Origin of the sequence: Pseudomonas gorinensis (assembly GCF_042015035.1) — a bacterium.
Classification (GTDB): Bacteria; Pseudomonadota; Gammaproteobacteria; order Pseudomonadales; family Pseudomonadaceae; genus Aquipseudomonas; species Aquipseudomonas gorinensis.
Genome location: NZ_CP167125.1, coordinates 5,155,926 through 5,181,853, shown reverse-complemented (window position 1 = coordinate 5,181,853; position 25,928 = coordinate 5,155,926). Strand labels below are relative to the sequence as shown.

The window sequence follows — 25,928 nt, the reverse complement described above, 5'->3', positions numbered from 1 at the left end:
TATCGGTTTTAGTCGCATGTTGGTGCAAAAGGAGGGCCAGCGAGTAATCTGAATGCGACGAGTGCTATAACAGACGCTGAGGCTGGAACCAGTGGATTGGCAAAGATAGGTTCTTTGAAGGGAGAGCCTGAGCTGCCACCAAAAAATGCAAGTCCGGACATGATTCGATCAATTGAGCGTCAAAATGAAGCTTCGAAGGGGCTTGCTCAAGCTGGATATGATGTTGAGCAGTTGGCAAATTCTGGGAAAAAAGGAGCCAACCCTGATTTGCGGATTAATGGTGAACTAGCTGATGTTTTCTCGCCAATCACCAATAGCCCAATTTCAGTGCTGAAAACAATAACCGGTAAAGTTGAGACTCAGGCTAGCAATATTGTTGTGAATTTGGCTGACTCTCCATTGACCTTTGATCAGATAGAAAGTGCACTGCGCTCGAATCCTGTCGAAGGTTTGAAAAAGCTTTATTTGATGAAGGGCGGGGAATTTAGGGTGATAGGGGCTGCGAAGTGACAATTACAATGAATCTTGAGATTGAAGTTGGAGTTTCCTTTGAAGAAATTGCTTCAGTGCTCTCAGTGATGGGGGCTGAGCACGCAATTGAAAGTGGTTATCTAACAGGTAACTTTAAATATTCAGGTGTTTATTTTGTATTTCGTTGCTTTAGTACTCCTGAGGACGTTGCTGCTGAAGGGGTTGATGTTGATTGGAAAGCAGGTATGAGTGGAGCGTTTCATTGTCCTATAAAATATTTGCTGGAGAGTTCTGAGGATATTAAGTCTTTCCTTACGAAGCTGTCGATAGAGACGGATTTTAAATTTGTTCTTTCTTTTCAGTACGAAAGCTTGTATGTGATTCGTGATGAGTTTGGTATTAGTTTTCTGAGAAACATGGTTGATTAGTTGGTGCAAAAGCAACTGGTGGCGCTGCTGGAAAGGTAGATGATCTTGCCTCTACTGGGACACCTGTTCGTCCCACACCCCAAAAATCTGAAATTGATGTCGGCGCTGATCTTGGTGCTGGAGCTCGCCCACAAGTCAGTTATAAAAATGGACAAGAAGTTCCTTACGGCACTTCGGGTAGTGTTCGTCCAGACTGGTGTGTAGGTAACGTATGCAGTTAGGCACGAAAACGCCATTTGGTACTGCGCTAGGTATATATGTCGGCGGAGTTGGCTATAAGGGCTACGGCTTTTACGAGGAGGCTAAGGGTGACGGTAAGTAAGTTCATTTCCTCGGCGATAATGGGGGCGGGTGTTTTGGTCGTCATGTTGTCCCTAGGATGCTTGTTGGCGTTGTTGCCGGTCCTGTTTATTTCCGCAGGGTTTGAGGTGGGGTTTGATGTGGTATTTGTATGGTTGGGAATGCCATTCTCGATTTTGTTTGCGTTGAGTTGGTTTTATAAGTATGCGGACTTCGCGAAATCAATCATCTTTAGACGTTAGTGTGGTGTGTCTATGAGCAAGGCTTGGGGAAAAAGGTGGGGCTGGCTATGACGGATGGACGCCTGCAAACGCATTGATACAAGCTTTGTCAATGATGGCTGGAGTTCCGCTGGTAGCCGTTGAAGCCCCGTTGTTGGACTTACCGACGTGGCTGTGGGGGGATAAATTTCCGGTGGAGCGAATTTCAACTATCAACTGATGGCGGGAAAACTTATGGATTATGTCGATTTATCCGTTGCACGGGCGTTGGAATAGCGACCCAAGACAGAAGTCTTGGGGGTTACATTGGGCACTAGCTTAAGCGGTGAGGAGTTATATTAAAAGAGAAGATGCAACATACCCACTCTGGGTAACCGCTGTCGGTGGTGTGGTGGGATTCAAAAGCGGAAAGTTGGTTGCGGGGCAATTGATACCGATAATAGGTGGGGCGGCTGAGACTGTCGGCAATACCTCCGGATCTTTTCTGCCGAAGGTGGTGAATGGACAAATTAACGCATTGGGAGGCAAGTAATGACTGGCGAAAGTCCAAGGTAAACTGTTTTTGCTTCTAATACTCTATTGTGTGGGATTATTTGTTTTTTTAGGGTTTTTAGGGGCGTTTTTCGCCGTTGTTGTACATTATTTTAAGAGTGGCAATTGGGAGGGGGAGTTGATGTTTTTGGTTTGGTTAAAGGTGCTTTAGCCTATGCCGTTCTAGTGGCGGTGAGGGTTTGGGTGCTGTATTTGCTCAAGGCGTGTAGAGGCCGTAAATCCCAGCGCGGTAAGATGGATAGAAAGGAATATTCTTAAACAGCTGTCTGGGGTGCTGGCTGGTTAATCAAAGTAACAGAAGTTTTGGAAAGGCGAAAATTATGCCAGTAAGTATTAATAAGCGAAGCCGCATAATTTATTTTTACTAAATTTAGAGTTGAGTGTCGTTTCTCAATAAGTGGAGCAACTTTATATAAGCGTATTGATGAAAGGCGATCATTGAGGACTAAACTGTCTCTGACTAAGAGTGTCGCCTTTTCCTACAATTTATTGACTTCTCCAGCTTTGACAAGCCCACCCAACCCGACTAACTTTCCTGGCGTGACGCATTCATGCGACCCACGCTATGCAGCAACCCTATCTCTGCGCCACATTTCGTCGTGGCCCCGACGCGCCTAACAGCCAGCAAATGACTGTCAATCACTCGGTCCCTGGTTCGAGTCCAGGTCGTGAAGCCAGATAGGAAAAAGCCTGCAGAGATGCAGGCTTTTTTTCGCCTTGAATTTGACGAACACCCGGCGTGCCAGCAGCCAAAAAACGCGCAAAAAATTTTTTTGGGGTGACGCTTGAATTTTTTCCGCCTGAACCTACCTAGGGATTACGCGATGCCGAATGCGGGTCGCGTATCAAATCACTTGGAGAAAACTCAGGAGATTTTGCAATGGCTACTACTCTTTCCTTGGCCCCACTGTTCCGTCATTCCGTGGGCTTTGACCGTTTCAACGACCTGTTCGAATCGGCGCTTCGCAGCGAGGCCGGTACCACCTATCCGCCACACAACGTCGAAAAGCACGGTGACGATCATTATCGGATCGTGATCGCGGCGGCAGGCTTGGTGGAGGACGACCTGGATATTCAGGTGGAGAAAGGCGTGTTGACCGTCGCCGGCGGCAAGCGGGAACACGATGAGGGCATCACTTACCTGCACCAAGGCATCGCCCAGCGCGCGTTCCGCCTGTCGTTCCGGCTGGTTGACCATATTGAAGTGCAGGGCGCACAGCTCGCCAATGGTTTGCTGAGCATCGATCTGCTCAGGATCGTGCCCGAGGAAGCCAAGCCTAAGCGCATTGCGATTGGCGGTGCTGCCAAGGCTGAGGTGAAATCCATCAGCGAGCAGTAAGGCTGGAATGAATAAAGGCGCTCTTCGGAGCGCTTTTATTCGATGTGGCGAGGTCAAAATGTGGCGCTTTTGTATGAGCGGACTTGCCCCGATGCCAGTCAGTCAAGGGCGAACCCTGTACCTGGGGCGAGGGACCTTGCTCCCGTTGGGACGCGAAGCGGCCCCAAAATCAGCCTATGAGTTCTAATCGGAAAATCTCAGTGCCTTTATTGGCGCTGCTTCGCAGCCCAACGCGGGGCAAGCCCGCTCGCCACAACAGGCCCGCTTACCACAGAAGCACAGCAGTCGCTTCATTCCATCTGCACATTTTGCGCTTTCTGCTGCTGCCCAGCCCGCACCTCACGCCCCTCCCACTTGGCAATCACCAACGGCGCCAACGCATTGCCCAGCACATTCAGCGCCGTGGTCGGCATCTCCATCAAGCGGTATACCCCGGCGATAAACGCGATGCCTTCCAACGGCAAACCGGCACTGGCCAGGGTGGCCGAGAGAATCACGAACATGAACCCCGGTACCCCGGCCGCCCCCTTGGAGGTGAGCACCATGGTCACCACCAGCAAGGCCTGATCGCCCAGGCTCAAATCAATGCCGTACAACTGCGCGACGAACAGGGTACCGATGCCGAGGAACAGTGAAGCGCCGTCGAGGTTGAACGAGTAACCCACCGGTACCACAAAGCTCACCAGTGAAGGCGGTACGCCGTAGGTTTCGAGTTTCTTCATCAATTGCGGCATCACCGCCGCCGAACTGGCGGTGGAGAAGGCCAGTACCAGTTCATCCTTGATATGGCGCATCAGCGCGAACAGGTTGATCCCGCAAACGCGCGCCACCAGGTTGAGCACCACCAGCACAAAGAACGCGATGGCCACATAGCTGACCATGATCAGCTTGGCCAGCGGCAGCAACGAGCTGAAACCGAAGTTGGCCACCGTCACGGCGATCATGCCGAACACGCCGATGGGCGAGTAGGCCATGATCATCGAGGTGACCTTGAACATCGCGTCGCTGACGCCACGCAACAGCGCGATGACCGGGTCTTTGCGCTCGGCGGGCAAGCGCGCCACGCCCAGGCCGAACATCACCGCAAAAAACAGCACCGACAACAGGCTGCCCTGGGCCATGGCGTTGACCACGTTGTCGGGGATGATGCCGACGATGATCTGCCCCAGGCTATGACCCGCGCCGTTGCTGGTGGGCAGGGTGATATTCGCCGCGTGCAGGCTGGACAGTTCAGTGCCAGCGCCGGGCTTGAGCAGGTTGCCCATGACCAGGCCGATGATGATCGCCAGGGTGGTGATGCAGAAAAAATAGCTCAGGGATTTGACCCCGATACGGCCCAGGGATTTGCCGTCACCGTGCCCGGCAATGCCCACCACCATGCAGGAAAACACGATGGGCACCACGATCATTTTCATCAGCTTGATAAAGATATCGCCTGCCGGTTGCAGGACATTGTCCACCAGCCACGGCCGGGATTCGGGAAAGCGGTGCAGCAGGGCACCAATGGCGATACCGGCGAGCAAGCCGATCATGATTTGCCAGACCAGCGCGATGCGGGGCGTGTGCATGGGAGTGCCTCATTTGAGATCAATGATTTTTAAGTTGTTGTTCTAGGCAGTCAAAAGGCGGCCGTCCGCTGGTCGCCGGGTGTTACGGGTGGCCGTCAGCGCAGGTCGTTGCATGCGTCTTTGAGGCGACGGCACCCTTCTTCGATCACGTCCAGCGAGCTTGCGAACGACAGGCGCACATACGGCGACATGCCGTAGGCCGCGCCGCTGACGGTGGCCAGGCCGTAGTCGCGCAATAGGTAGTCCACCAGTTGGGTGTCGCTGTCGAGGCGATCGCCTTGGGGGGTGAGCTTGCCCATCAGGCCGCTGACGTTGGCGAATACATAAAACGCGCCATCCGGTGGTGTAATGCTCAATTCGGGGATGCCCTCAAGCAGCGCCAGAATGCGCGCGCGGCGTTGCTGGTATTCCTCGCGCATGCCGGCGATAGGTGCTTGATCACCCGCAAACGCGGCCACCGCTGCCGCCTGGCTCAACGAGCTGGGGCAGGTGGTGGTCTGTGACAGCAACTTGGCGATGGCCGCGATCAACCAGGCCGGCCCCGCACCAAAGCCCAGGCGCCAACCGGTCATCGCATAGCCCTTGGACGCGCCGTTGACGATCAGCGTGCGTGGCTTGAGATCTGGCGCCAGGCGTGTCAACGGCACATGCCGGGCGTCGCCGTAGACGAAGTGTTCGTAGATCTCATCGGCCATGACCAGCACATGGGGATGACGACGCAAAACCTGCGCCAGGGCCAGCAGCTCGGCTTCGCTGTACACCGCGCCGCTGGGGTTGTTCGGGCTGTTGAGGATCGCCCATTTGGTGTGTGGGGTGATCGCCTGTTCGAGCGCGGCGGGCGACAGCTTGAAACCCAGGCTTTCATCGCCCGGGATGATCACCGGTGTGGCATCGTTGAGCCGTGCGATGTCCGGGTATGAGACCCAATACGGCGTGTGCACGATGACTTCATCGCCGCGATTCAAGGTGGCGGCCAACGCGTGATAAATGATGTGCTTGCCGCCGCAACCGGCGACGACTTCGTCCAGGCCATACACCACATCATTATCTCGCTGCAGTTTCAGGCAGATGGCCTGGCGCAGGGCAAGGGTGCCGGTGGTGGCGGTGTAATGGGTATCACCGCTGTGCATCGCCAAGCTGGCGGCCTCAAGAATATGCGCCGGGGTGTCGAAGTCCGGCTCGCCCACGGTGAAGTTAACGATGTCGCGGCCCTGGGCGCGCAACTCGGTGACCAGGGCGTTGGCGGCAATGCTGGGGGAGGGCGCAATGCCCAGGACACGGTCCGACAAAAATGCAGTGCTCATTTCGGACTCCTTCATACCAGGCCGGCATTGTTGAGGGCCTTGTCGATCCAGCTCTGGCGCACTGCACCGCTGGCAATTTCTGCTTTGACCGCTTCTTCGTGCTCGGCATGTTGCGCGGCGCGGCGCAGTACTTCGGCGGCGTCGGCCTGGGAGAACGCGACCAGGCCGTCTTCATCACCCACCAGCAGGTCGCCGGGGTTGATCACCATGCCGCCGATAGACACCGGCACGTTCACTTCGCCGGGGCCGGTCTTGTACGGGCCGGTGTGCACCACGGCGCGGGCGTAGCACGGGGTGTCCTCGAAGCTGGCGACATCGCGAATCGCGCCGTCAATCACAAACCCCACGCAACCACGCTGCTGGGCGTAGAGCTTGACCAGTTCACCGATCACCGCGTTATTGGTGTCGCCCTGGCCGTCCACCACCAGCACATGGCCCGGTTGCAGCATGCTCATGGCCTTGTAGATCAGCAGGTTGTCGCCGGGACGGGTCTTGACCGTGATCGCCGTGCCCACCAGCTTGCCGCTGCGGTTGTAGCGCGTCAGGCCACGGGCGCCGATATGACGGCCTAGGTTGTCGCTGATATGCGGCGTGACGACATGGCCAAACGCCTCGACCAGTTCGGCCGGGGCCATGGGCGCGTTGGGAAGGATGCGTGAACCGGGCAAGGACATGGCAAATCTCCAGAATTGTTAGATAGCGATGGGCTATGGCTGGATCTTAGGAGTGATGATCGAAGAGTTTTAGCGATATTTTATGATGTGATAGCATCGCTTTTTCTCATGAATTGGCCGCGATGATCACCTTCAAGCAAATCGATGCGCTGTACTGGATTGCCGAACTCGGCAGCTTTGAAGCGGCGGCGAACAAGCTGAACATGTCTCAGTCGGCCATCTCCAAGCGCATCCAGGAGTTGGAAGACACCTTTGACGTCGAGATTTTTGACCGCAGCAAGCGCAACGCCCGGCTGACGGAGAAGGGCGGTGAGCTGCTTGACTACGCCCGCGACCTGCTCAACAGCCGCGACCAACTGCTCGAACGGGTCAGCGCCCGCGAAGTGCTGGTGCGCCGTTTTCGCCTCGGCGTCACCGAACTCACCGCATTGACCTGGCTGCCGGCGCTGGTGGATGCGCTGCGTCAGGCCTACCCCAAGGTGCAGATCGAGCCGTCAGTGGAACTGAGCAGCGAACTGTTTCGCAAGCTGGAAAGCGACCAACTCGACTTGGTCATCGTGCCGGACGTCTACAGCGACCCGCGCTTTCACAGCACGGCGCTGCAATGCGTAGAAAACGCCTGGATCTGCGCGCCAGGCCTGATCCCCCAGCCCGACCCTGTAAGCCTGGAAGTGCTGGCCGATTACACCGTTCTGACCCAGGGTTCGCAGTCGGGCACCGGCTTAATCTACGAGCGTTGGCTGGCCGCGCACAACGTGCAGATGCCGCGGACCCTCACCAGCCATAACCTGCTGGTGCAGGTGGGCTTGGCGTTGTCGGGGATCGGCGTGAGTTATTTGCCCAAGGCCTGTTTGTCCCATCTGATCGAGCACGGCGCATTACGCGCGTTGGTCACGCAGCCGGAGTTGCCGAGTATCCAGTACGTGGCATTGCACCGGGTGGACCGCCAATTCGGCTTGAACCAGGACGTGGCGCGGATGGCGCAGAGGTGCTGTGATTTTTCGCGGTTGTTGTTTTAGCGTCAGTGCACACGCTGCGCTTTTTATTCCAAAAGGGTCCTTTGTCGAAAAACAGGGTCATGATTAATTCAAGCCTGGATGTAGTCAGTTCAACTTCATACTTGAAGGCGCATGAACCCAGCCTCTATCAGCCAAGAAGACCAAAATGCATGGCATTCACCACCCTGATACTGGATGCACCCGGCCCGCCGTTGCTATTCGAGGAAGTCGACCGATTCCTTGAGTTGGGCTTGGTCGTCACCCTGAATCTCTACTATTTCACGGATAAAAACAGTATCCGCAAGCACTACGGCGAGCGCATCCGATACACCGAGATCAATGGCCACGACAGGCAAGCTTTCATCGACGCCGTGACTGAGGCCGGGGGGTATAGCGTGTTCAAGACGCGCCTGAATATTCCCATTGAGAGCAAACTGATCCGCGCCGCTGCATCACCGACCCTGCCAACGCCACTGCGCGCCATCGCCCAGGCCGGTTCAGGCGTTAACCATATCGACCGGCAAGAGGCTGAACGGTGTGGCGTGACGATACTGAACACGCCGGCCTCCAACGCGGTAGCTGTGGCCGAATACGTGGTGGCCCAGACATTGTTTTTATCCAGGGACCTGGATCACTACAACGCCGAGACGCACAGTGGTCGCTGGTCCAAGGGCACTTTGGCGCCCAGCCTTGAGTTCTGCGAACTCACGTTAGGCGTGGTCGGCACTGGCAGCATTGCTCAAGAGGTCGCGCGCAAGGCCGGATCGCTGGGGATCCGGGTCATCGCCACCGGTTCAGAACGCTTTACGGAGCAGGTCGCGCGCAGCCTTGGGCTTGAGCGACGAGAAACCCTCGAGCAATTGTTGGGGGAGGCCGATGTGGTCTCGATCCACGTACCGCTGACACCGCTCACCCGAGGCCTGTTCGGCCTTACCGAGTTCAGGCAGATGCGCCAAGGTTCGATACTGATCAACACCGCTCGTGGTGACATTGTCGACGAAGCCCAGTTGGCAAGCTTCATGACGGCATTTCCCAGGCATATAAAAGCGGTCGCCATCGATACCTTCGCCCAGGAAAAAGACCGCTTCAACTCGCCGCTGGCTGGCATTCGCAACGCCCAACTGACACCCCATATCGCCGGCAACACGACGAAGGCAATCCGCAAGGCTTCACGGCAGATCGTCGACAAGATCCACGCGCTCAGCCTGGCTGCGAACGCACATTGACCATAGGACGCAAAGCGCTCTCTTGATGAACGCCTCAACGCCCTGAGTTGTAGCAAGCGCTTCCGGATGGGCTAGGGCTGCTGTGCAGCGGTCGCACGGATGGGCGGTGCGGTAGCGGCGGCAATGTCCCACGTCAGCAGGATGTGGCTGATGGCGGCATCGATGGTTGCGTGGGGCACGTTGTCCCGCGCCAATATCGAAATGCCCTGCAAGAAACTGTCAAACACCGCCGCCATCGACACCGCGGCAATCGTATCCGGCAGTTGCCCTGAGCTTATTCCACGTTCGACACACGCCACGATCCCTGCCCGCGTTCTCATACGGGACTGGGTCAATGCATCCGCCACCCGCGCATTCTCCGGGCTTGGTGCGCTCATCACGCCCAATGCCACCATGCAGCCCTTGGGATGCCCGTCTTCACACTGCATGCGCGCGGATTGGCGCAACGCGGTCTCGATGGCTTTGCGCGGCAGCAGGCTTTCATCCCATAGGCATTCGGTCACTTGAGCGTAGGTTGCCAGATAGCGCTGCACGCACTCATCGAACAGCGCTTCCTTGGAGCCGAATGCGGCATAAAAACTCGGTGCGGAGATACCGCCGCCCAGGCCGGCCTTGAGCTGGGCGAGGGACGTGGCGTCGTAGCCATGCTGCCAGAACAGGTGCATGGCCTGTTCCACGGCGTGGTCACGGTCGAAGGTGCGGGGACGGCCCATTTGTGCCATTTCATAAAACTCCCTTGGCGGACCAGATAAATACTAGTCGATACATAAGTCGTTGACAACGTGCGCCAGCTGCCCGCAACATTTGTATCGATCAGTATCTAAATTGCCTCAAGGAGTTTCCCGTGACCCCCTCACTCTGCGTATCCGCGTCTTCTGAACGCCTGCCTATCGGCGCCTTGCTCGCGCTGGCCATGACCGGTTTTATCTGCATCGTCACCGAAACCCTGCCGGCCGGGCTGTTGCCATTGATCGGCGATGGCCTGGGGATTTCCCCGTCCATGGCCGGGCAGATGGTCACCGCCTATGCGCTGGGCTCGGTGCTGGCGGTGATCCCCATGACCATAGCCACCCGTGGTTGGCGCCGCCGCAATGTGCTGCTGCTGACTATCGTCGGCTTCCTGCTATTCAATTCCATCACGGCATTGTCGTCCCATTACGGTGTGACGCTGGTGGCGCGTTTCTTCGCCGGGGTCGCCGCGGGGTTGGCCTGGAGCCTGCTGGCCGGTTACGCCCGGCGCATGGTCGCGCCCCATCAACAGGGGAGGGCGCTGGCGCTGGCGATGGTGGGTACCCCGATTGCGCTGTCACTGGGTGTACCGCTGGGCACCTGGCTTGGCGGCCTGGTCGGCTGGCGTACCACCTTTGGCCTGATGTCGGTACTGACCCTGGTGTTGATCGCTTGGGTGCTGGTGAAAGTCCCGGACTATGGGCCACAGCCCGCGCACCAACGCCTGCCGTTGCGCAAGGTCCTCACCACGCCAGGGGTCAGGCCGGTACTGGCGGTGGTGATCAGCTGGATGCTCGCCCACAACGTTCTCTATACCTACATCGCCCCGTTCGTGGCGCGTGCAGGCTTGGCCGCGCGGGTGGACCTGGTGTTGCTGGTATTCGGCATTGCGGCATTGGTGGGGATCTGGCTGACGGCCAAGCTGGTCGAGCCGTTATTGCGCCAGACGGTGTTGGTCAGCCTGGTGGTGTTTGCCGCGATTGCGCTGGTGTTTGGCGTATTGGGCAACGTGCCTGAAGTGATCTACCTTGGCGTCGCCGTGTGGGGCCTGAGCTTCGGCGGTGCCGCCACTTTGCTGCAAACGGCTCTGGCCGACGCGGCGGGCGATGGCGCCGATGTGGCGTTGTCGCTGAACGTCGTGGCGTGGAACAGCGCCATTGCCGCCAGCGGTGTGGTGGGTGGCGTATTACTCGATCGCTGGGGCGTGGGGGCATTTCCGTGGGCGATGCTGGTGTTGATCGGCGTGGCGCTGGGGATCGCGTGGGGCGCGCGTGACCACGGCTTCAAGCCTGGGCGACGGTCCGGCGTTGCAATAGTGTCTCACTGAACCTTCGGGTGAGCGCGATAGGGGAGCGGAGCGCGACAAGATCGGTAAGCCTGCGGCACCAAACGGATTTATCAGGGTCCATACGCCCCGCGCGATCATTCGCGCTCATCCGTTTACCCTCACCTTAAGATCTAAAGCATGTACCTACGCAACATTGCAGTCGGGCTGGCAGCCCTCGTTTTAGTCTCTACCGCCGTAGACGCTCGCGGCCCGGCAAACCCCTACACGTCCACGCAGCAACGTATCTCGTTTGACGGTTGCGCCGAACTCTTCCCCGCCGCGACACCGATCAACACGGCCACGGTGCCAGCCAGCATGAGGCCAATGGCCCTCTGTTCCGACCACTTCGCGGTGCTCTATTCGCAAACCAGCAAGACCCCGCTGGTGGTGGTCGAGCGCCTGAATGCCGCCCAGTTGATCGACGCCAAAGGCGAGGAGCGCACCAACCAGTTCTACCCCGACCCACGCATTCCCAAAGGTGGGCGCGCCGAGTTGAGCGACTACCGCAGCCAGCACCCGGCGATGGACCGTGGCCACCAATCCCCAGCCGCCGACGCGCCGAATGCCCATGCCATGGCACAGTCTTTCGCGCTGTCGAACATGGTGCCGCAAGACCCTACCAACAACCGCAAGATCTGGAGCAAGGTCGAAGCGGATGTGCGCAAGTTTGCCAAGCGCGCGGGCGGCGATGTGTATGTGTTCACCGGGCCGCTGTTCGATGCGGGCTACAGCACCATCGGCGACAACAAGGTCTGGGTGCCGACGCGCCTGTTCAAGTTGGTGTACGACGCCTCAAGCAAACGCGCCTGGGCCTACGTGTTGCCCAATGCCGAAACCCGTATCCAGAAACCGATGGACTACGACACCTTCGTGAAGAGTACCGGGCTCAAATTACTCGGCAACCTGCCGGTGACGGGTTCGGTGGGGCGTACGTGATGCTGGGTTGAGCGATACGCCCAGCGTTACTTGCCTTTTTTCAACGCCTTCAAGCGCGCTGTCGCTCGCTGTACGGCGGCCATTTTCTCGGGGCGTTTCATCCGTTTCCATTTACGGATGTCGTCCTTGGTCCGCCCGCAGCTGACGCACAACTCGCCACTCAACTGGCAGGTCGAGACACACGGGTTTTCGATTTCTTTAGCCAAGATTTCACCTGGGGATACCGTCAAGGGGCGCCGCTACGCGGCACGAAATTCAACCGTGAGGTGGCTCACTTCATGGACCGGCTTGAGGCGCAGGCGAATGCTCTCGGCATCCGCTGTCGGTTGGCCGACCACGCTGACGATGGCCGCATGCACACCGGGCCCGACCTGCCAGACGTGCAGGTCGGTAATCGTTGCATCGCCGGGTTGCTCCACCCGCTCGCGGATCTCGGCGGCGACGTGTTCGTCGGTCTGGTCCAGCAACACGCCGGCGGTCACGCCCATCAGGCTCCAGGCCCAGCGCGCAATCACGATGGCGCCGACGATGCCCATCACCGGGTCCAGCCATACCCAACCCAGGTACCGACCCGCCAGCAATGCGGCGATCGCCAGCACGGAGGTCAACGCATCGGCAAGCACGTGGATGTAGGCTGACCTGAGGTTGTTATCGTGGCCGTGGTGGTGATGGTCGTGATCATGGTCATGGTCATGGTCATGGTCATGGCCGTGGCTATGCCCATGGCCCAACAGCAACGCACTGACGATATTGACCACCAGCCCGACGATAGCAATCAGGGTCGCCGTACCAAATTGCACTTCGGTCGGCTGGAGCAGGCGCATGAACGATTCGATACCGATGCCCAGGGCGACCAGCGCCAGGATCAGCGCCGAGGCGAAGCCGCCCAGGTCACCCACTTTGCCGGTGCCAAAGCTGTAGCGAGGGCTGTTCGCATGGCGCTTGGCGTAGGCATAGGCCGCCGCCGCAATGCCCAATGCGCCCGCATGGGTGGCCATATGAAAACCGTCGGCCAGCAGGGCCATGGAACCGGTCAGGGCGCCAGCGGCAATTTCCGCCACCATCATCACCACGGTCAGTATCACCACCCACAGCGTGCGCCGGGCGTTCTCGTCGTGGGCAGCCCCCAGGAAGACATGCTCGTGTGCCTGGCTATTCGTGAGGGTCATTTGGAGTAGCGCCGAATGGCTTCAAGCAATTCTTCGACGCCCTGGTTGCGCGCCTCTGTACTCAGTGACGGGTCAGCCACATGCGCCCTGGCGTGGTCCTCGATGATCTCTTCCATCAAACCGTTGATAGCACCGCGCGTGGCGGCCACCAGGTGCAGTGTCTTGGCGCAGTCGGCGTCTGACTCCAGCGCTTTTTCCAGCGCCTGAATCTGCCCGGCGATGCGTTTGACGCGTTTGATCAGGCTGTCTTTGTTTGCGGCTAGATGACCCACGGCATACCCCCCCTACCTATAATGCGGCGGATCATTGCATACCCCACCCCCCTATACAAGAAGGCTGTTGCAACGCTACTTCGGCCGGTGCAACTGGCGCCTTAGGGTATACAGCGCCACGCCCACCGCCAGCACACCGGATAACGCGCCCACCCCCAGCGCCCAGCGCGGGCCCAGGTGGTCGGCGACCCAACCGACGATGGGCGCCCCAATCGGCGTGCCGCCCAGGGCGACGCCCACGCGCAGGGCGATCACGCGGCCGCGCATGGCGGGGTCGGTGCTCAGCTGCATCAGGCTGTTGGTGGTGTTGCTGAAGGTCATCGCACCCACGCCGATAATCACCAGCGCCACGGCAAACAACCAGTAGTTCGGAGCCAGGGCTGCCAGCGTGCAGCCCGCGCCGAACACTGCTGCACCCGTGAGCAGCGACTTGAACTGCGGGCGTTCGCGGCCGGCGGCGAGCAGGGCGCCGGCGATCGTGCCGATGGCCAGGGTTGAGCTCAGCAGGCCGTAGGCGCGGGCATCGGCATGGAACACGCTGACTGCCATGGTCGAGATGAAAATCGGGAAGTTCATGCCAAAGGTGCCGATCAGGAACAGCATCAGCAGGATCGCCTTTAAGTCCGGTCGCGCCCACACATAGCGCAGCCCTTCGGTCAGGCTGCCCTTGGAGCGCAGCGCTCGCACCTTCACCGGCTGGCCGGACACCCGCAGGAAAAACAGCGAAGCCAGCACCGCAAAAAAGCTCGTGCCATTGAGCAGGAACGCCCATCCGGTGCCTACCGATGCGATGGTCAAGCCCGCTACGGCCGGGCCGATCAGGCGCGCCATATTGAACGAGGTGGAATTGAGCGCGATCGCATTGGACAAATCCTTCTCACCCACCAGCTCCGCGACGAAGATCTGTCGCACCGGTGCATCGAAAGCCGAGGCGCAACCGGACAAAAACGCGAACACATACACATGCCACAGCTCGACAAAACCGGTGATGGTGAACACCCCCAGCGTCAGCGCCAGCATGCCCATGACCGCCTGGGTGACGATCAGTAACTTGCGTTGGTCATAGTGGTCGGCGGCGAAGCCGGTCCAGGGCAGCAAGAGCAACTGCGGCCCGAACTGCAACGACATGACGATGCCGACGGCGGCCGCGTTATGCGGGGTGAGCTGGGTCAGTACCAGCCAGTCCTGGGCGGTGCGCTGCATCCAGGTGCCGATATTGGAGACCAGTGCACCCGCCGCCCAGATGCGGTAGTTGACGCTGCGCAGGGAGCGGAAGGTTCCGAGCAAACTCATGAATACTCCAAAGATAAGCCGCCCCTGGGTTTATACTCGCCCCCTCGCAATCGTCCAACTTCACCCGAACCGAGATCCCCATGAGCACCTCTCTTTCCCTGACCCCTGCGCGCAAACCGCTTGCGCCCCTGGTGGCGTTTATCATCCTGCTGGTGGGCGCCGTGTTCCTGCAAAACACCGTCGGCGTGCGCCAGATGCTGTTGCTGGTGGTCGGCGCGGCGCTGGGCTTGACCCTCTATCACGCGGCGTTCGGCTTCACCTCGGCCTGGCGCGTATTTATCAATGATCGGCGTGGCGCCGGCCTGCGCGCGCAGATGGTGATGTTGGCGGTGGCGGTGCTGCTGTTCTTCCCGGCATTGGGGGCAGGCACGTTGTTCGGGCAACCGGTGGTCGGGCTGGTGGCGCCGGTCGGGGTGTCGGTGGTGTTTGGCGCATTTATCTTCGGCATTGGCATGCAACTGGGCGGCGGTTGTGCGTCGGGCACTCTGTTCACCGTGGGCGGCGGCAATGCGCGCATGTTGGTGACGTTGTTCTTCTTCATTTGCGGTTCGTTGATAGCTACGCACCATGTGGACTGGTGGTTTGCGCTGCCTGCGTTCCCCGCGACGTCCATCGTCAAAAGCTTCGGCGTGGTGCCGGCCTTGCTCATGAGCCTGGCGGTATTTGCGCTCATCGCGGTGGTGACTGTGCGGCTGGAAAAAGCCCGTCATGGTCAGCTTGAAGCGGGCGTGACCAGCGAACACCCAGGGCTGCGCCGCTTCCTGCGCGGGCCGTGGCCGCTGGTCTGGGGCGCGATTGGCCTGGCGCTGCTCAACTACGCAACGTTGGCCCTGGCCGGGCGGCCGTGGGGCATTACGTCGGCGTTCGCGTTGTGGGGGGCCAAGGCGGCGAGCGGGCTGGGGGTGGATGTGGCCAGTTGGGCGTTCTGGCAAATGCCTGGCAACGCCAAGGCCCTGGCCGCGCCAGTGTGGGAAGACATCACCAGCGTCATGGACATCGGCATCGTCCTCGGTGCGCTGCTGGCGGCCGGCCTGGCCGGGCGTTTCGCTCCCAGCCTGAACATCCCGGCACGCTCACTGGTAGCGGCGGTGATCGGTGGCCTGTTGCTCGGCTACGGCTCACGCCTGGCCTACGGCTGCAATATCGGCGCGTACTTCAGCGGTATCGCCTCGGGCAGCCTGCATGGCTGGGTTTGGCTGGTGGCGGCGTTTATCGGCAATAGCGTGGGTGTGCGCTTGCGGCCGTTTTTCTTTGCCGGTGAGCGGCCGCAGGTGGCGTTGAGCGGTTGCTGAGTCAACGTTCAGGGGAAATGTCTGGCGCCTGAGCGGCTTCAGCCGCCAGCTTTTCCCGCTCTGCTTTGCTGATGTATCTGTCTTTGCTTTTCGGCGCCAATTTGGCACTGGCCTTTTTCGCCTTGGCCTTGAATAGCTGCTGCAGTTTTTTCTGGCGGTTCATGTCGTCTTACCCGGTTGGTACAGGCTCGGGATGATACCAGCTTAAAAACCGCGGCCGTTCCCTGGGTCGCTTTTTCACGCCGATCTGTGCATTGAATCGCCTTTCCTTTCGCCAATAATCGGGCCCTGCAATCCCCCGAGTATTGAACGGCATAGGGAAGAAAAGATGAGCCTCCACACCCGTACCAAACGATTGACCGTGCCCCAACTGGTCGCCATGAAAGGCCGGCAGAAAATCGTCTCCCTCACGGCGTACACCAGTTCCATCGCCAAGCTGATCGACCCGCTCGTGGATTTCATCCTGGTCGGTGACTCCACGGCCATGGTCGGCTATGGCCGGGCTTCGACCTTGAGCATGCAGCTCGAAGAAATCATCGGCCACACCCGCGCCGTGGTCGACAGCACGCGGTTGGCGTGTGTCATCGCCGATATGCCATTTGGCAGTTATCAGGAATCCAACGAACAGGCCTTTCGCAATTGCGCCCAGGTACTGGCGCGTACCGGCTGCGATGCTGTGAAGCTGGAGGCCAACCAAGCGCTGGCAGGCACGGTTGAGTTCTTGGTGGCACGCGGTATTCCGGTGATGGCCCACGTGGGGCTGATGCCACAGTTCGTCAACGTGATGGGTGGGTTCAAGGCCCAGGGCCTCACGGCCCAGACCGCAGCAGTGGTCAGCAACGATGCCCGTGCCAGCCTGCAGGCGGGCGCCTTCAGCCTGTTGCTGGAAGGGGTGGCCGAAGGCGTGGCACGCCAGATCACCTTGGACTCGGCCATGCCCACCATTGGCATCGGCGCTTCGCCCGCCTGCGACGGCCAGGTACTGGTCACCGAAGACGTGCTGGGACTGGGCGGCGAGCACCTGCCGCGTTTTGTCAAACAGTATGCGGATGTCAGCGCGGTGATTCGTGATGCGTGCGAGCGGTTTGCCGAAGACGTGCGCCACGGTCGCTTCCCAGAAGCTCGGCACTGTTACGGGCTTTGACGAATTGCCTGGGCCAGCTGCCTCACAGCCTGGGCGATATCCTTGCTCCAGTCGAGGGTGTAGCTCAGGCGCAGAGACTGCTTCCAGGTACCTTGCTGGCTGAATAGTTCTCCAGGAGCGATGACGATGCGCTGGGCCAGCAGGTGCTCGAATACCCAGCGCATGTCGACCGTGCGACGGGTCTGCAACCAGAAACTCGCACCCCCACTCGGCTCGACCACTTGCCATTCGCCGAGCGCTTCCAGCAGGGCTTTCATGCGCGTCATGCGCTCCAGCAACGCCGCCCGCAGCATCACCAAGTGCTGGTCGAGACGCTTGGAGGTAAGCAGTTTGGCGATCGCCTTCTGGCGGATCGGCGAGAGGCGAAACCCGCGCTCCATAAACAGCCGCTGCAAGTGCGGCGCCTGCCCGCGACACAGTACATAACCGTAGGGCGCTTCCGAGCCGATCACCTTGTCGAAGGTTGAAAACACCACCAGTCTTTGCGGGTCGGCATAGTCGCGATAGCGCGCGGGCCGAGGTTCGAAATACAGGTCGCCGTAGGTGTCATTCTCGAACAACCAGATATCCCGCTCTGCCAGCCAGCGGCAGACCTGCTGCTTGTCTTGCGCCGGTACCACGCCACCCTGGGGTATGTTGACCGTCGATGACAGCACTGCCAGGCGAATCGGCTCCTGTTTGAGCAATTCATGGAAGGCCGGCATGTTGAAGCGCCCGTCTGCTCCGAGGGGCACTTCGATCACGCGGATATTCGCCGCCTGCAACTGGCGCAGGATCGCCCACGAACACGGCGACTCCACCAGCGCCACCGTACCTCGCAGTTCGAGGGCGCTGAGTGACACGTCCAGCACAGTGTGCAGGTCTGAACCGATATACACCTGTTCGGCCTGCCAGTAAGGGGCTGTGGAGCAGGTGTAACGCTCGGCCAACGCCGTGCGCAACTCGGGCTCGCCGAATGGCAGGTACAGCGGCGTGAGTGAGCGCGGGTACTGGCGGGCTATTTCGCGCTCTATCATCAGTAAAGGGTTTTCCAGCGACAGCAGCATCGCCGGGGCGTCGCTGCTCAGGGCCAACATGCCGGGCTGGCGCGCGTTGGCGAACACCTGGTCGAGCAGGTTGGGCGAGTGTTCAGTCGATAAAGGCGCCGGTATCCACCGGGTGAAGTAACCGGACTTGGGTTTGGCGTAGATCCGTTCTTGATCCTCAAGCAGCGAGTAAGCGTACTTGGTTGTCGACACCGACACGCCCAGGCGTTGGGCCAAATGGCGCAGGGACGGCAGTTTGCGTTCGCCTTGGGAAGGGCTGGCTTCGATCCATTCGACGAGGTAGCGGTACACCGACTGATAGGCAAAAGAGGCGTCTTTAGGTTTATCCATGATCCTTTGAGCCGCTCGACCTGCGATTACGGGAAGACTTCGGATGTGGGGCCGGTCCAGTATCACGCAAGGCGATGGAATACGGAAACTTAACGCAGATGCCCACGATCAAGCCCTATACCCTCGCCATACCGGCCACGTGACTGGCTGCCGTCAAGGCCAACGTCGCCGCGCTCCCATGCCGAAAAAACCTGCACTATCGTGCATGGGCGCGACATGCCGGCTGACAGGCACGTGGCGGCGTGGGAGCAACCGGCGTCGCGGTTGGCGCGATGGCGGGCATTTATTGCGAAGGTCTCGGGTTGCAGGGCAGGCCTAGCCAGGCTGCGCCGCCAAGCTATTGCTGACATTACGCCCCAGCACCAGCACCGTCACAAAACCGCAGCCCACCAGGGCCGTGGCCAGGCTCAACAGCACCGAGCTGCCCAGTTGGTCGACGATCCGTCCGCCAAAGAACGAGCCCAAGGCAATGATTACCTGGAACAAGGCGACGAACAGCGGCATGCCGCGTTCGACATCCTTGGGCGCCACCACAAACATCCAGATACTGGCACAGGCCGGGAAGGCGCCGAAGGCGAAGCCCCACAGCCCGATCAGCATCGCTGCGCCGGTCATCCCGATGGCGAAGTGAGGGAACAGGGCGGTGCTGGTGCCGATCATCAGCGCGACCAGCAACAGGGTGTGACGCACGCTGCGGTTGGCGGCGAAACCGGCAAAGATATTACCGAACACCCCGGCCACGCCGAAGAGCAGCAACAGCGAGCCGATCGTCGGCCCGTCGAAGCCGGAGCTGTATTTGAAGAACGGCGCGACATAGGTGTAGGCCGCAAAGTGCGCCAAGCCGATCAACAGCACCGCGATCAACCCGACCCGCGCCTGTGGGTTGATAAACAACGCCGGCAGGTCGCTGATGCGAATGGCCTTCTCCGGGGTGAGCCGAGGCAGCAGGAACACCTGCGCCAGCAGCACCGGCACACCCAGCAGCGCGGTGACCAGGAACGTCATGCGCCAGCCCATCAGGCCGCTGAGCCAGGTGCCGACGGGCACGCCGAGCACGGTGGCCAGGGTCACGCCCATCATGATGATCGAGGTGGCCTTCGCGACATCCACACCCTTGGGCGCCAGGCGCCCACTGAGGGCAATGGCCGTGGCCCAGAACCCGCCGATGCTGATGCCCAGCAAGACACGGCCGAACAGCAGCAGGTTGAAGTCACTGGCAAAGGCCACGACCGAGTTGGCGATGATCATGATCAACGTCAGGCCGATCAGCAGGTAGCGACGGTCCATCGCGCCAATGCTCACCGACAGAAACGGCGCGGCGAGGGCGGCCATGATGCCCGGCAGGGTCACCATCAGCCCGGCGTGGCCGGCACTGATACCGAGGTCGGCGGCGACGTCGTTGAGTACGCCCACCGGCAGGAACTCACTGGTCACCAGGGCGAAGGCGCCCACCGCGACCGAGAGAATCGCCAGCCACTGCTGTTTGACGCTTTGTTGATTATGTTCGGGACGGCCGCTGGGGGCCTGGAGGGCGCTTGGCATGATGCTGGGTTCCAAGGGGGATGTCGCCTGAGGCCAGGCGAAGGGGAAGAATTGGGAGGCGATTATAGGAATCGGGTTTGGCCACCCCATAGGCGAGCGGTTCGATAGTAATCATCAGTGTTATCGATGCGAGGCTGTTGAGCGGGATTGCCCAGGTCCGCCCATGTAGCCTGACTGATTGGCTGGCCGCCGTCTGTCCAGGGGGGATTTGTTTAACGCTGAAACGTCTGCGCCAGAAAGTCGCTGATCAGCGCTGTCACCTGTTTTTGAATCTGCGCCCGTGGTCGTGCGCCCTCACCATCTCGACAAATCATGCCGTCGCCTGGCGAACGCTCTTCGATCAATGCGACCGCCCCCGGCTTGCAGATCGACATAAAGCTGAAATGGTTGGCGTCGCTGATCGCCACGTAGCGCGTCGAGGCGGTTGGCAGGCGCTTGGCCAGGTCGGCAGACTCCAGTTCGGCAGGCATATCCTCCGACGGTACCCCGCCTGCAATCACCAAAACCGGCACCCGCAGCGCCGCCAGGCTCGCGTCGGTCATGCCGCGTGACAGGCCCAGGTCCAATGACACTATGGCGGTGACGCGTTTATCGCTCAAGTCAGCGGCCAGTCGCGCCTTCCCGTCAGGTGTCCCGGCGGGGTTCATCTCCTGGTAGCCGATGCAACCGCCCAGCTTGGGGTGGGCGCCGCAGTCGCGGCTGAACAGGTCGGGGTCGAAACGCGCGCCGGCGATCTCCAGTACGGTCCAGCCGCCGAGGGAGTGGCCTGCCGCGGCAATCTGGTTTTTCGCCACCGCGCCAAATTGCTTCGGTTGCGCCAGGACTGCGTCGATGGCACGGCTCAGGTCGGCCGGGCGCTGCCATAACGCTGCGGCGGCCTGGGGGCTGCGGTCTTTGCTGGTAGTGCCGGGATGGTTGACCGCCGCCACGATATAACCCTGGTGCGCCAAAGCACTGGCCAGCCACACCTGTTTACCCCAATTACCGCCGTAACCATGGGAGAGCACAACCAGGGGATGTTCGCCGCTGGCCGGTGGTGCGTCGGGCACGGCGAGGGCGCCGATGAAGACGACGGAGTCGGCGATCAGCGTTGGCGTGGCGGTGGTGTTGGCGGGGTACCAGACCGCCAGTTCCAATGGGCGAGCGTGGTGGGCGTCGGGCAGGGTGGTGCTCTTGAAGCCGATGAGGGGGGCGTCAGCGAATGCGGGTGTGGCCAGGCAGGTCAGGAGCAGGGCGGCGAAGGTGGTTTTCACTGTTTTTATCGTCCTTGAAGTGAGGCGCGCATCATGACTTTAACCACTTGGTTTGAATAGTGTGCACGCGGGATTAGGACGTGGCTGACGTCATCCTACTGTTAAGTATGACGGAGCGGTCCTTAGTGTTTTTAGGAAGCGGCTGGCTTACCCGGGATAATAAATCGTGCATGTTAGGGGCGTCGTTCCTACTGCTGGCTTGTTAGCAAGCCGAGAGAGTAATTCCTGACGCTATGGTGATCACTATGAAACGCTCAACGGTGTTTTTGTTGTTGGCGTCTTGCATGAATGCAAGACGAGCCCTGCTTGCTGTGTTGGCTGTTTGCGTACTGGTTTTAGATAACGCAGCCTACGCGATAGATCGATCTATTACTAAAACCCAAACGCCGGACCCCGTTCTTGTGATATCGAATAATGCGGGTGTCGGATTAGCATTTTTTAACTTGGCTACCTCAGATTTCCCCAATGGTACGCTACCCTATCCTAAACAATTATTAGGGGTCGACTGGAAGACGACCTACTATCCTCAGAGTATTAGCGAGTCGGTCGAGTTGTGCTACTACCGCCCCTACAGTTCTGAAAAGAACTGTGTTGCTATTAACCCGAACTCTTCCGGAACACTATCAGACTTTAATGGTGAGGCGTTCAACCATGGTTCGCGTGTCACCATCGGTCATACGGTACTAGGAGGAGTCCCTCCCTATGCTCGTCCTGCCGGCGTTGATTCAGTGACCTTTCGATATAGAGACTAGTCAGGAGCCCGCTCAGGGGGCACTTTTACTGCGGCCTTCTGTGCTGACAATTGAACATTTTGAATGTAGGCAAGTTACAGCCGCCTCTACGGGGTGAGATTTTATGATTAACCTGACTTCTTATGCTTCGATAGCTCATGGTCGCCTGACAGGCAGTCCGGTGAATGTTGTTAGCCCGCCAACGCAACACAAGACTGATGCATCCTTGGCTACAAGCAGTCGCGTTACCAACAGCACCGTATCGACGCTCGCCCATCAATTAAGCGAAGCCGCCACGCGCGCTGAAGCCCGTCGCGGTCAAAACACCCCCCACCCACTCGACTCGATTACGGGCGACACCTACCTCGCCAACAAAACGCAGCACGACGCAGAGCTTCCAAAGACCGCCACCCCAGAATTGCTGGCTCGCGCCCGTCAAGCAACCGCCTTCGTCAATGGGGTCGACAGCAACCCCTTCAAAGGCCTTGCGCGCGATCAATTGAGCTTGATCGCCCACGACGAGGGCGGCGCCTTTACCACCCATGAGCGACGTGCCGCGTTGCAGGAGATGCAAACTGTCGCTCCCCCAGTGGCGAGTAGCCCCAGGTCGGCAGGCATCAATGGCCGTGACCTGATGATCTCCCGCTTGTTCGGCCACCGTGAGCCGTCGGTTGCCCAGCCTCCGGCGACCTTTGAGAACACCACTCAAAGCGCTTTTGAATTCCTCAATCGCGATGATCGTGCCTTGATCTCGGATATGTATGCTTATGCGCAGGCGGAAGGTGCGGATCTGGGCTATGTCGATCGCCTGGCTTGGTCACTTGGCCACTACCGTCATTTGAGCGATGGGCGCCAGCTCTTGAGCGGCAACAATGGCTACGATTCGGACGGGTATCGAGTGACTTACAACTTCAAGGAAGAAGATGCTGCAATTGCCTCACGTATCCTGAAAGGTTCGGCGATCAACAGCACCCGCCTCGACCCAGGCTATTTGCGGCATATCCTGAATCCGGATTACGGAGCACTCTCAAATACAGGTGGTATGCCGTTCCTTGAACAGATGGTCATCAAATTCTCTGGCGAAGGGGCTTCACTGCCCTCGCTGGGCAATGAGTTCGCCACTTTAAAAACCGTCAAGATCAACGACAATATTGTGATCACCACGAATAAGAACATAAAACTACCGCCCTCCAAGGTACTCGCCGCTAGCGTCAACGGTACCTGGAGCCTCACCGAAGAAGGCAAAGCCGCCGGCTACACGTTAGACAAGGCCACCGGCAAGTTGCAACGGGCGACTGCCGCTGCAGACAATCCAGCGCCACACGGCTCCACCTCGCCTGTCCCCGTCGACAAAGCCCCCCATCGCACCCTCCTGGAGGCCCTCGCCACCAGCCGCAATCGGGCGCCTATGGGGGTGACCGGACCCGGTTATCTGTTCACGGTGATGAGAGCTATCAACCCCTGATGCGGCGGTCGTCGCCCTATACCCTAGGCATGGGTCAGCCCCGTCAACGTATCCGCAATGGTCTTGGTCCGTTGCGCCGTACCCTCCGTCGCACGGCTCGACGCCTCCAGCACATCCAGCATCTCCCGCAACGCGCCCACCCCGGTGGACTGGTCTTCAATCTGCTGGGCCACGCGCTGGATCTCACTCGACAACAGGTCAATATCCACACCGATTTCCGCTGCATTCTTACGCGTGATTTCCGCCAGCTTGCGCACCTCGTCCGCCACCACCGCAAAGCCCCGGCCCAGGTCGCCCGCGCGCGCCGCTTCAATCGCGGCGTTGAGCGCCAGCAGGTTGGTCTGCCCGGCGATCTGCTGGATCACCTGCACAATCGACTGGATACGCAAACTCGACCCCGCCAGCGTGCGCGCGCCCTGCACCGCGACATCCGCCTGGCTGGACAGGCCCTCCACCGTGGCCCCGGCCTGGGCAGACACCGTGTTCTGCTGGCCAATCGTGCCCACCAGTTCATCCATCGAGGCGTGTAACTCACCGGAGTAGTGCTTGAGCTGCGAAGCGATGTCCTCCTGCTGGCGCTCGGCCTGGGCCAACACCAGGCCCAAGTCGGCCAGGCCTTCGAAGACTGGCAGGATATTGCGGTCCAGGCCTCGGGTATTCAGGGTGTCGGTGAAATCATTGTTCTTGAACGCCGCAATCTGCTTGACCACCACATGGTTCAACCCCGCCAGCTTCTTCACCTGACGCCGCAGGAAAAATGCCTTGAACTCGCCGTAATGGGCGATGAAATTGTCCACGTACTCATCACTGAAACTCGCACCCTTGGCCACCCGAAAGAAGAAAATCGCCGTCAGCGTCTGATTCAGGTTCAAGCCCAGAATCTCCCCGAAGGTCGAAAACCCCGCCAACGGCACATCCCCAAAAATGCCGGCCATGCTGCCCAGCTCGGCGCCGTTATTCAGTCGGCGCAAAATGCAGTCATTCAAAATCCCCGCCACCGGCTGGCCGCCCTTGCCACGCAAAAACTGCTCGTAGTCCAGGCGTGTGGCCTCACGCAATGGCGTACGCCGCACCATCACCAGCTCTTCGCCCGGCGCCACGTCGCAAAACAGCTGCACGATCTGCTGTTCATAGTCGATGCGTGCGATGGAGCGCACAAACAACTCACTGCCCACCCGAATCGCGAACGAGTAATCCGCCAGCTTCGACTCCAGTGCCTGGGGGGCGCAATTGAACGCGTCACACAGCGCCTGCACCATGCTCTTGATATTGCCGCTGCTGTCGATCACCTGGTCAATCGTGCGGTCTTCCACCGAGGCGGTCAGCACACTGAAGGTCAAATCCGCGGCCTTGAAGTTTTGGCTTTTAAACACGCCAAAGCGCACATGGGCCGCGGTCTTGAGGAACACAATCTGTGCATGGTTCTGATAACTGCGCTGGCCATCGTGGATCAGCGTTTTCTGGAAATCCGACTTACCCCCAGCCGACCCGCCTACGAACAAGCATGGAAAACGCCCGGACTCATACAGCGCCTCCATGAAAAACGATTCCGACGCCGACAACCCATCGAACACCACGTAGGCCAAGGTGTCGCGGTGATCGATCGAGGTGTGCACCTGCACCCGCTTGATATTGGCCACCAACTTGGCGATCCGCTCCTGCATCCCCAAGCGCTTGCCGCCGCTGCGAATGTCCTCACACTCCAACGGCACCATCACCACCTCGGCAGAGGCAATCACACTGTCATCAAACAGCTGCAACACCATCCGGTCCCAGCGCTCGCCGGTCGCGCAATACAGCGAATCGGCGGCGTTGCACAACTCACCGGAGGTGGTGCACAGGCTGATGGCGGTTTGCGGAAAGCGACGCTTGAGCTTGGCGGCGACCTGGTCGATGTCCAGGTGGGGGGAGATGAAACCGGTGATCAGGGTGGGTGTGATGCGCAGGGTGGCCAATGAAGACTCCAATTCATTGGCGGTGCAGGTGAGGGTGGCGGTGCCTTGACGATCGGCCCGGGCTTTTTTTAGAAGGGAAAGTGGGTTCATAGGGCTGGCTCGAACGGGTGGAGGGGCGCAGGTCATAGGCATGCGGTTAGTAGGGTTATCGGCGGGTTCGGTGAGGGCTGGAGGGGAGGACGCAAAGATGCGACGAATGAGCGCAGGGCACTCCCTCTTTGGGTTTGTCAGTCAGAAAGACAAGAAATAACCGGTTCATCATTCAGGTGATTTGAACGGCCATTCGCTGGAAGATGGGTTAAGGGGCTTCCGAGCGGTAATGCTGGCGGGACTAGGAAGTTACTTACGAATTCCTACTTTCAT

24 protein-coding genes are annotated in these 25,928 nt (G+C 59.4%); 11 read left to right on the top strand and 13 right to left on the bottom strand.

The window, feature by feature from the left end:
- The first annotated feature begins 96 nt into the window (after positions 1-96).
- The 3 genes from AB7933_RS23465 to AB7933_RS23455 all read left to right on the top strand — a co-directional run bounded on the left by AB7933_RS23465 (position 97) and on the right by AB7933_RS23455 (position 3,311).
- On the top strand, positions 97-510 hold the full coding sequence (locus AB7933_RS23465) for a hypothetical protein (protein WP_143036971.1): 414 nt from the start codon (positions 97-99) through the stop codon (positions 508-510).
- Between the two features lie 8 nt (positions 511-518).
- Complete coding sequence (locus tag AB7933_RS23460) at positions 519-899, top strand: hypothetical protein (protein WP_143036972.1); 381 nt, start codon at positions 519-521, stop codon at positions 897-899.
- Positions 900-2,852: 1,953 nt separating this feature from the next.
- Positions 2,853-3,311, top strand: coding sequence for an Hsp20 family protein (locus tag AB7933_RS23455; protein WP_024076590.1), 459 nt, complete (start codon positions 2,853-2,855; stop codon positions 3,309-3,311).
- Positions 3,312-3,601: 290 nt separating this feature from the next.
- Here AB7933_RS23455 and AB7933_RS23450 read toward each other — a convergent pair whose 3' ends face one another.
- From AB7933_RS23450 to AB7933_RS23440, 3 genes are all read right to left on the bottom strand, one after another.
- On the bottom strand, positions 3,602-4,879 hold the full coding sequence (locus AB7933_RS23450; protein ID WP_024076589.1) for a cation:dicarboxylate symporter family transporter: 1,278 nt from the start codon (positions 4,877-4,879) through the stop codon (positions 3,602-3,604).
- 95 nt (positions 4,880-4,974) lie between these two features.
- Positions 4,975-6,183, bottom strand: a complete 1,209-nt coding sequence (locus tag AB7933_RS23445; RefSeq protein WP_024076588.1) for a pyridoxal phosphate-dependent aminotransferase — start codon at positions 6,181-6,183, stop codon at positions 4,975-4,977.
- An 11-nt stretch (positions 6,184-6,194) separates the two neighbouring features.
- Positions 6,195-6,857: an RraA family protein gene (locus AB7933_RS23440; RefSeq protein ID WP_024076587.1), complete on the bottom strand. Its 663-nt coding sequence runs from the start codon at positions 6,855-6,857 to the stop codon at positions 6,195-6,197.
- A 122-nt stretch (positions 6,858-6,979) separates the two neighbouring features.
- Here AB7933_RS23440 and AB7933_RS23435 point away from each other — a divergent pair, with 122 nt between their 5' ends.
- Positions 6,980-7,876 carry a LysR family transcriptional regulator gene (locus AB7933_RS23435; RefSeq protein WP_024076586.1) on the top strand — a complete coding sequence of 299 codons (897 nt, stop codon included), beginning with the start codon at positions 6,980-6,982 and terminating at the stop codon, positions 7,874-7,876.
- A 149-nt stretch (positions 7,877-8,025) separates the two neighbouring features.
- Positions 8,026-9,081 carry an NAD(P)-dependent oxidoreductase gene (locus AB7933_RS23430; RefSeq protein WP_024076585.1) on the top strand — a complete coding sequence of 352 codons (1,056 nt, stop codon included), beginning with the start codon at positions 8,026-8,028 and terminating at the stop codon, positions 9,079-9,081.
- A gap of 71 nt (positions 9,082-9,152) precedes the next feature.
- Here the strand turns inward: AB7933_RS23430 and AB7933_RS23425 are convergent, their stop codons facing one another.
- On the bottom strand, positions 9,153-9,803 hold the full coding sequence (locus tag AB7933_RS23425; RefSeq protein ID WP_024076584.1) for a TetR/AcrR family transcriptional regulator: 651 nt from the start codon (positions 9,801-9,803) through the stop codon (positions 9,153-9,155).
- A gap of 122 nt (positions 9,804-9,925) precedes the next feature.
- Between AB7933_RS23425 and AB7933_RS23420 the strand changes: the two genes are divergently transcribed.
- Both AB7933_RS23420 and AB7933_RS23415 read left to right on the top strand, forming a co-directional pair.
- Entirely contained in the window at positions 9,926-11,137 is a 1,212-nt protein-coding gene (locus AB7933_RS23420; RefSeq protein ID WP_024076583.1) for an MFS transporter, read from the top strand.
- 138 nt (positions 11,138-11,275) lie between these two features.
- Entirely contained in the window at positions 11,276-12,073 is a 798-nt protein-coding gene (locus AB7933_RS23415) for a DNA/RNA non-specific endonuclease (protein ID WP_024076582.1), read from the top strand.
- A gap of 26 nt (positions 12,074-12,099) precedes the next feature.
- On the opposite strand, the gene AB7933_RS23410 is transcribed toward AB7933_RS23415, so the two are convergent.
- From AB7933_RS23410 to AB7933_RS23395, 4 genes are all read right to left on the bottom strand, one after another.
- The gene (locus AB7933_RS23410) at positions 12,100-12,279 is read right to left on the bottom strand and encodes a DUF1289 domain-containing protein (protein ID WP_024076581.1); all 180 of its coding nucleotides are present in this window, start codon (positions 12,277-12,279) and stop codon (positions 12,100-12,102) included.
- Between the two features lie 33 nt (positions 12,280-12,312).
- Positions 12,313-13,242 (bottom strand): CDF family Co(II)/Ni(II) efflux transporter DmeF, encoded by a 930-nt coding sequence (gene dmeF, locus AB7933_RS23405; protein ID WP_024076580.1) that lies wholly within the window; start codon positions 13,240-13,242, stop codon positions 12,313-12,315.
- Positions 13,239-13,514 (bottom strand): metal/formaldehyde-sensitive transcriptional repressor, encoded by a 276-nt coding sequence (locus tag AB7933_RS23400; protein WP_024076579.1) that lies wholly within the window; start codon positions 13,512-13,514, stop codon positions 13,239-13,241. The genes dmeF and AB7933_RS23400 overlap by 4 nt, the downstream gene beginning before the upstream one ends.
- A 75-nt stretch (positions 13,515-13,589) precedes the next feature.
- A complete protein-coding gene (locus AB7933_RS23395; RefSeq protein WP_024076578.1) occupies positions 13,590-14,807 on the bottom strand; it encodes an MFS transporter in 1,218 nt (405 codons plus the stop codon).
- An 80-nt stretch (positions 14,808-14,887) separates the two neighbouring features.
- Here AB7933_RS23395 and AB7933_RS23390 point away from each other — a divergent pair, with 80 nt between their 5' ends.
- On the top strand, positions 14,888-16,099 hold the full coding sequence (locus AB7933_RS23390; RefSeq protein WP_024076577.1) for a YeeE/YedE family protein: 1,212 nt from the start codon (positions 14,888-14,890) through the stop codon (positions 16,097-16,099).
- Between the two features lies 1 nt (position 16,100).
- Here the strand turns inward: AB7933_RS23390 and AB7933_RS23385 are convergent, their stop codons facing one another.
- A complete protein-coding gene (locus AB7933_RS23385; protein WP_024076576.1) occupies positions 16,101-16,262 on the bottom strand; it encodes a DUF2986 domain-containing protein in 162 nt (53 codons plus the stop codon).
- Positions 16,263-16,427: 165 nt separating this feature from the next.
- On the opposite strand from AB7933_RS23385, the gene panB reads away from it, so the two are divergent.
- Complete coding sequence (gene panB, locus AB7933_RS23380; protein WP_024076575.1) at positions 16,428-17,243, top strand: 3-methyl-2-oxobutanoate hydroxymethyltransferase; 816 nt, start codon at positions 16,428-16,430, stop codon at positions 17,241-17,243.
- Here the strand turns inward: panB and AB7933_RS23375 are convergent.
- The 3 genes from AB7933_RS23375 to AB7933_RS23365 all read right to left on the bottom strand — a co-directional run bounded on the left by AB7933_RS23375 (position 17,231) and on the right by AB7933_RS23365 (position 21,414).
- Positions 17,231-18,619 (bottom strand): PLP-dependent aminotransferase family protein, encoded by a 1,389-nt coding sequence (locus AB7933_RS23375; protein WP_024076574.1) that lies wholly within the window; start codon positions 18,617-18,619, stop codon positions 17,231-17,233. The genes panB and AB7933_RS23375 overlap by 13 nt on opposite strands.
- Positions 18,620-18,934: 315 nt before the next feature.
- Positions 18,935-20,161, bottom strand: a complete 1,227-nt coding sequence (locus AB7933_RS23370) for an MFS transporter (protein WP_024076573.1) — start codon at positions 20,159-20,161, stop codon at positions 18,935-18,937.
- 212 nt (positions 20,162-20,373) lie between these two features.
- Complete coding sequence (locus AB7933_RS23365; RefSeq protein ID WP_024076572.1) at positions 20,374-21,414, bottom strand: alpha/beta hydrolase family protein; 1,041 nt, start codon at positions 21,412-21,414, stop codon at positions 20,374-20,376.
- 245 nt (positions 21,415-21,659) lie between these two features.
- On the opposite strand from AB7933_RS23365, the gene AB7933_RS23360 reads away from it, so the two are divergent.
- Positions 21,660-22,166 carry a hypothetical protein gene (locus AB7933_RS23360; protein ID WP_143036973.1) on the top strand — a complete coding sequence of 169 codons (507 nt, stop codon included), beginning with the start codon at positions 21,660-21,662 and terminating at the stop codon, positions 22,164-22,166.
- Between the two features lie 103 nt (positions 22,167-22,269).
- Positions 22,270-23,610, top strand: a complete 1,341-nt coding sequence (locus tag AB7933_RS23355; protein ID WP_024076570.1) for a hypothetical protein — start codon at positions 22,270-22,272, stop codon at positions 23,608-23,610.
- Between the two features lie 23 nt (positions 23,611-23,633).
- Here the strand turns inward: AB7933_RS23355 and AB7933_RS23350 are convergent, their stop codons facing one another.
- Complete coding sequence (locus AB7933_RS23350; RefSeq protein ID WP_024076569.1) at positions 23,634-25,655, bottom strand: methyl-accepting chemotaxis protein; 2,022 nt, start codon at positions 25,653-25,655, stop codon at positions 23,634-23,636.
- Positions 25,656-25,928 lie beyond the last annotated feature (273 nt).